This window comes from Ruegeria sp. CH2, assembly GCF_056537065.1.
Map to the genome: position 1 here is coordinate 1 of NZ_JBQFQV010000037.1, position 5,455 is coordinate 5,455.

General features: G+C 48.8%; 5 protein-coding genes. All 5 read left to right on the forward strand.

Features of this window, described 5'->3' with window-relative positions:
- Positions 1 to 573 precede the first annotated feature (573 nt).
- The 5 genes from ACR0M9_RS20890 to ACR0M9_RS20910 all read left to right on the forward strand — a co-directional run bounded on the left by ACR0M9_RS20890 (position 574) and on the right by ACR0M9_RS20910 (position 5,390).
- Positions 574 to 1,101 (forward strand): roadblock/LC7 domain-containing protein, encoded by a 528-nt coding sequence (locus tag ACR0M9_RS20890; RefSeq protein ID WP_480774582.1) that lies wholly within the window; start codon positions 574 to 576, stop codon positions 1,099 to 1,101.
- Positions 1,102 to 1,216: 115 nt separating this feature from the next.
- Positions 1,217 to 1,894, forward strand: a complete 678-nt coding sequence (locus ACR0M9_RS20895; RefSeq protein WP_480547193.1) for a response regulator — start codon at positions 1,217 to 1,219, stop codon at positions 1,892 to 1,894.
- Positions 1,881 to 3,311 (forward strand): sensor histidine kinase, encoded by a 1,431-nt coding sequence (locus tag ACR0M9_RS20900; RefSeq protein WP_480774583.1) that lies wholly within the window; start codon positions 1,881 to 1,883, stop codon positions 3,309 to 3,311. Before ACR0M9_RS20895 ends, ACR0M9_RS20900 begins: the two co-directional genes overlap by 14 nt.
- A gap of 51 nt (positions 3,312 to 3,362) precedes the next feature.
- Positions 3,363 to 3,668, forward strand: a complete 306-nt coding sequence (locus ACR0M9_RS20905; protein WP_480547189.1) for a hypothetical protein — start codon at positions 3,363 to 3,365, stop codon at positions 3,666 to 3,668.
- 495 nt (positions 3,669 to 4,163) lie between these two features.
- Positions 4,164 to 5,390, forward strand: a complete 1,227-nt coding sequence (locus tag ACR0M9_RS20910) for a sensor histidine kinase (RefSeq protein WP_480774584.1) — start codon at positions 4,164 to 4,166, stop codon at positions 5,388 to 5,390.
- The last annotated feature ends 65 nt before the right edge of the window (positions 5,391 to 5,455 follow it).

The following is a 5,455-nucleotide window of genomic DNA, read 5'->3' on the forward strand; positions in this document are numbered from 1 at the left end:
CGCACTTGGCATACCCGTCACCGTGTCCGTAGGATAAGTCCGTCCGGGGAAAGGGGAAGACCGCCCTTCAAGCCATTTGTGCAACAAAGCCTGTCGCATCAAGAAAATGATAATTCTCACAAATATTTAATGTTTATGTAACGTTAGCGAAATCTAATGGAACTCTGTTATCGCCTCGGTAGCGAGGTAATGAGGCGAAGGCCTGTGATAAGTTCTGTTTTTTCCGTTATAGCCAGCATTCTCTTCGGGTTCGGACCTTTGTGGTCTGCATTCCTACTGGACCCAGAAAGCATGATGGCAACGTCAACTAACTACATCCATTACTTGGCTCTTGCTGGTGTCGCCGCGCTCAGGTTTTTCCATGGAATCCATGTTCGCGCCTGCGACCACCATTCATCGGTTCTGAAAGTAACACCGGACCGCGTGGCAGACCCCGCCCATTGGTTACGCGGCCTCCCTGATTTGGATGACACGTTGATCGATCAACTTTTCCGTCACGCTCAAGCAGTTCGATCAGACTTATTTCCAACTCCACACTCCGATTCCAAAATCACAGCGAGAATTGGGTAGCAAATGTCGAAACCCAAAAGTGATGCCGCCTCTGTGCTAGCCAGATTCAGCGAAAGATTCGGACTGGTTCAAAAATACGTCATCACCATTCCACCTGCAAACAACAGAACTCGACCAGGCAATCAAGTGCCGGGTGTCGTTTACACTAACAATCCCGAAGTAAACAAGGAGCCTAACATGTCGTTGGACATTTCAAAACTTAGTGAACTCAAAGGCCTATTGGGGGCATGCCTCGTTGACAGTGATACCGGCCTTGTGCTGGGCACAGAAGGCGGCTCCAAGTTTGACCTCGATACCGCAGGCGCGGCTAATGTTGAAGTTGTGAGAGCCAAATTGCAGGCGATCGAAACGCTGAAACTCAACGACTCTATCGAAGATATCCTGATCACACTCGGCAAACAGTTTCACCTGGTTCGTCCACTGGAAAAAAACCCAAACATTTTCTTGTATGTCGCGTTGGACAGGAAAACCGCTAATCTAGGTCTCGCCCGCCTCCAGGTAAAAGCTGTCGAAGAAACGTTGAGCCTCTAGCTTTCGAGGTTGTCCAGAAAGACCCAGGCATCCTGTAGTGGCTGGGTTTTTTCGATGGGGAAATTGCACCAGTATTGCTAAACGCAAAATAATTGATTGGATCGGAGGTCTTGGAATGAAAATACTCGTCGCAGAGGACGACAAAAAGACTGCCGATTTTGTTAACGCAGGACTCAAATCAAACGGTTTTAGCGTGGAGTGGTACGAAGATGGGCGGGATGCACTATCGTATTGTTTGTACAACGAATGTGACGCCATAATTCTGGACCGAATGCTGCCAGGGATGGACGGCCTGTCTGTTCTCAAAGCCCTGAGAGCCGCACAGAAACAGACGCCTGTTCTGTTCCTCACATCAATTGGAGACGTTCAGGACCGGGTAGAAGGTTTGAACGAAGGTGCGGATGACTACCTGGTTAAGCCATTTCATTTTTCAGAACTGCTGGCACGCTTGAACAGCATTATTAAACGGCAACCGGCCAGCGTTGCGGTGACGAAGCTTCATGTTCACGATCTTTCAATGGATCTGCTCAGTAGGGTTGTGAAACGGCAAGATGTGACAATTGACTTGTTGCCCCGAGAATTCTCTCTGTTGGAAGTCTTGATGCGAAATTCAGGGCGGATCGTGACACGCACCATGCTTTTGGAACAAGTGTGGGACTACAATTTTGATCCGAATTCCAGCGTTATCGAAACTTACATCAGCCGGCTAAGGTCCAAGATCGACAAGCCGTTCGAGACACCACTTCTGCACACGTCTCGAAACGTTGGATACAGCCTTCATGGACCACGATAACAAAATCTCGGGACTACCGTTTCGAACGGCTTGTTTTGCCGCAGTGATTGTCTTGGTCACCACGGCCGTCTTCGGGTATGCGGCTTACCTTGCGCTCGAAGACAGGCTCCGCTCTGACCTTCGGCAACAAATCCTGGACGAAGAGCTTTTGCTTTCTGAGATTCTGGTGGATGGCGGCACTGACGCAGTTCAGCGAGCGATCGCACATTTGAACAGCTCTAACCGAACAAGGCTGCACATGAGTGCGCTGTTCAACCAACAGGGTTCAGCGTTGGCTGGATCGATCGCGAAAGCGCCTGACGCAAACGGTTGGCACGAGGTGGATCCGGATTTTAATCAGACCGGAGGGCGTGCCCCTGTCTATATGCTACATGCATCTGAGTACCTTGGGTATCGTACGGTAGTCGCTCGGAGCATGACAGCGCTTAATCAGGCACTGGCGGCGCTTTGGAAGGGCCTTGTTTTGCTGACCTTTGTAACAACCGCCACTGTTTTGGGGCTCGGTTACTACTTCAGTTCCCAGAGCTCGCGAAAACTCATGTGGATCGTACGAGCCCTCGACAACGCCATTCAAGACGACTCCGTAATACGCCTTCCAGTTTTAGGAACAGACGATCATTTCGATCGCATCTTCCAAAAAATTAACCAACGTTTGGATTGGGTTTTAAGTTTACTCAACAACACTCCGACGACGGCAATCACAATGTCTCGGGATTTGCGAACGCCACTGACCAACGGGTTCGTTGCGCTGCAACGGGCTCATAGCGAAATTGAATATGGCGGCGACCCGCGACAAAGCCTCGACGATTTAGAGTGCAACCTAAAGCGCATTGGAACTGTTTTCGACACGGTGATCAAAGTATCTCAGATCGAGAAAGGAAGGCATCAGGCAAGCTTTAAGACGGTAAATTTGAGCGCGCTCGTCGAAAGTCTTACTGAGGTGCTTTATCCGGTTGCCTTGGACGCAGGTAAGCACATCTCGGCGGATTATAACGCCGACACGGTTCTGATCCGAGGCGACGAAAACATGTTGCGCCAGCTGCTCGTAAACCTTGTGAACAACTCGCTCCGATATTGCCCTTCCGAATCTTGGATTAGGATATCAGTAGAAGCCAAACCTGACGAGATTGAATTGGCTGTGACAGATAACGGCCCTGGGGTTCCAGATTCTCAAATCAGCAATATTTTTGACACTTTTTTTCGAGCAGACGGCACAAGAAACGAAGTCGGGAATGGGCTTGGCTTATCTCTGGTCAAGTCCATTGCAGTTCAACACGGCGCAATAGTCAGCGCAGAAAACGCTGAGCCAGGACTGCGGGTGTGTGTGAGGTTTGTGAAACCTCCTATCCGCTGCCACAACACAAACGGAAGAAATGCACGGGTAAAAAGCCAATCACCACTAGGACACGCAAACTAAAAGCACAATATTTTGATCGGGGAAACAATGGTAAAGACTGCAACATTCCTTATGACGCTCTTGACAGCGACTGCGGCAATCGCAGGCGACACAGAATACCGATGCTCGTCAGAAACAAGCGGCGAAGTCATTCAAATCTTCCAGTATGATGACGCCTCAGAAGCGCGTTTGGTAGTACAAGACACAGATGGCATAGCCTCCGTCGCACACGGTCTGGATGGTATAACTTTCATCCACATCAAGCCCAACGAAGTCTGGACGTTGGCGCTCCACCTTCCGAACATGACTTATGAATTGTCCACTCATGGGGCCATTGCATTCGAGGATCACGGACACTGCACAAAAGTGAATGGATAGCGCGGCTCACGTAATGGCCGACAGGACGTTCTGCGCAAATATTTCAGAAAGGTAAGTTTGGTGAAAACCCCTTGGAAAGAGCACGTCACAAAAGATGCTCCACAGGTGGAACTGAAGCCAAACACTCGACTGAGAAAGCACTTGCAACCCTCCAGAAGGGCATCACCGGTAACGTGATTTCACGAACCACTCACTCGCTGGCAGGCTTCCCTCAGTCAAAGCGGTGCTTCCCTCCTCCCCTCGGAGGGAAGCACCGCAATTTCACCGAAGCCACGTTCTTTCCTTTTCCTGATACAGGCGAAGGAACTATGTATGATGTCTACTGAAAATCGTTGGATGGTCTCGTAGACGTTTTCTTTGCTTCGCCAAGCCAAAACTACCAGTCTTTCATGCAACAATACGGTAAAAACATTGGATCACGGGTTTGGTCGCGTAAATCAAGTTTGTTATCAACAAATCTGCATGTAATCTCCATCACCACTGGAAGAAATTCAAATGAACCGCTCGAACATAGTATCTGGGGCAGCGTTTACGACAGCATTATATGCAGCAGTCGTAATACTGTTTTCAGTCACTGCCTTGGCCTTTTTGACATTCGAGAGAATTCGGGGCGACCTACAGCGAGAAATGGACTCGCTGCTGATCGATGAAATGCGGTTTATTCAGGAAATTCTAGACGACAATGACAACGACTCTGACGTTGTACAGGCGATCGATGACGCAACGCTTTGGATGCCCTTCGACACAAGCTTGATTGGTCTGTTTGACAGTCAAGGGAAACGTCTGGCGGGAAACATCGACGAATATCCGTCCTTTCGAGGTTGGGGGGAAATCGAAGATGATGGCATTAATCTGGGTGGCGATAAGCGTGTCCATCGAGTGAACGTGCAGGCATATCGAGAGTTTGTAATTGTAGTCGGTCGTGATCTTGCATTTGTCAAAAGCACACTTCGATCATTGGCGTGGTCTTTGGCAATAATCGGAATTGTTGCAACGTTATGCACATTGCTGGTTGGCTACTTAAGAAGCATAAGAACTTATCGCAAACTCGATCAAATGGCGAAAACGCTCAACAGGGTCTCAAGAGGGGAAGTCAAAGCAAGACTTCCAGTCGGAAATAACAACGATCAGATAGACCGGGTTGCACGGCTGATGAATGGTCATCTCGATAACCTGACAGCGCTGATGTCCACAACTCGATCAACAGCAGCATCCATTGCCCACGATCTGAAGAATCCGCTAACTCATGCTTATATCGTACTCCAGGAAGCAAGAGACTCACTACAATCCGAAGGTCAATCTCTGGAATCGATCGACAAAATTCAATCTGAACTTGATCGTCTCAAATGGACTTTCGAAACGGTTTTGCGGATCAACCGTATCGAAGAGGACAACAGCCCAAAAGCTTTCAGTTATCTGGATCTGAACCGATTAGGCCGAGAAGCAGTCGAGACTATGATTCCTCTTGCGGAAGTTAAGGGCCAAAACATCAGTTTTGTGGAGGACCAATCAGGGTGTGCATTGATCGAAGGAGATGAGGGTATGCTAAAACAGCTTTGCGCAAACCTTTTGCAAAACTCAATCGATCACTGCCCGCAGAATTCCAAAATTCAGCTCCTAATTGAACAAAAAGAAGGCACTGTTACGCTATCAGTTGAAGACGATGGCCCCGGCGTTCCAGAAACCAAATTGGGAACCCACATTCCCCAAGTAATCCGCTGATTTTGCTGTTCTGAATGAGATATTTTGCTTATAAAACATGGTGTTGAAGGCTGCGAGGGGCACGT

Excerpts from the sequence above, each read along its gene's own strand:
- ACR0M9_RS20890 (WP_480774582.1), top strand. The coding sequence starts at position 574 with ATGTCGAAACCCAAAAGTGATGCCGCCTCTGTGCTAGCCAGATTCAGC.
- ACR0M9_RS20895 (WP_480547193.1), top strand. The coding sequence starts at position 1,217 with ATGAAAATACTCGTCGCAGAGGACGACAAAAAGACTGCCGATTTTGTT.
- ACR0M9_RS20900 (WP_480774583.1), top strand. The coding sequence starts at position 1,881 with ATGGACCACGATAACAAAATCTCGGGACTACCGTTTCGAACGGCTTGT.
- ACR0M9_RS20905 (WP_480547189.1), top strand. The coding sequence starts at position 3,363 with ATGACGCTCTTGACAGCGACTGCGGCAATCGCAGGCGACACAGAATAC.
- ACR0M9_RS20910 (WP_480774584.1), top strand. The coding sequence starts at position 4,164 with ATGAACCGCTCGAACATAGTATCTGGGGCAGCGTTTACGACAGCATTA.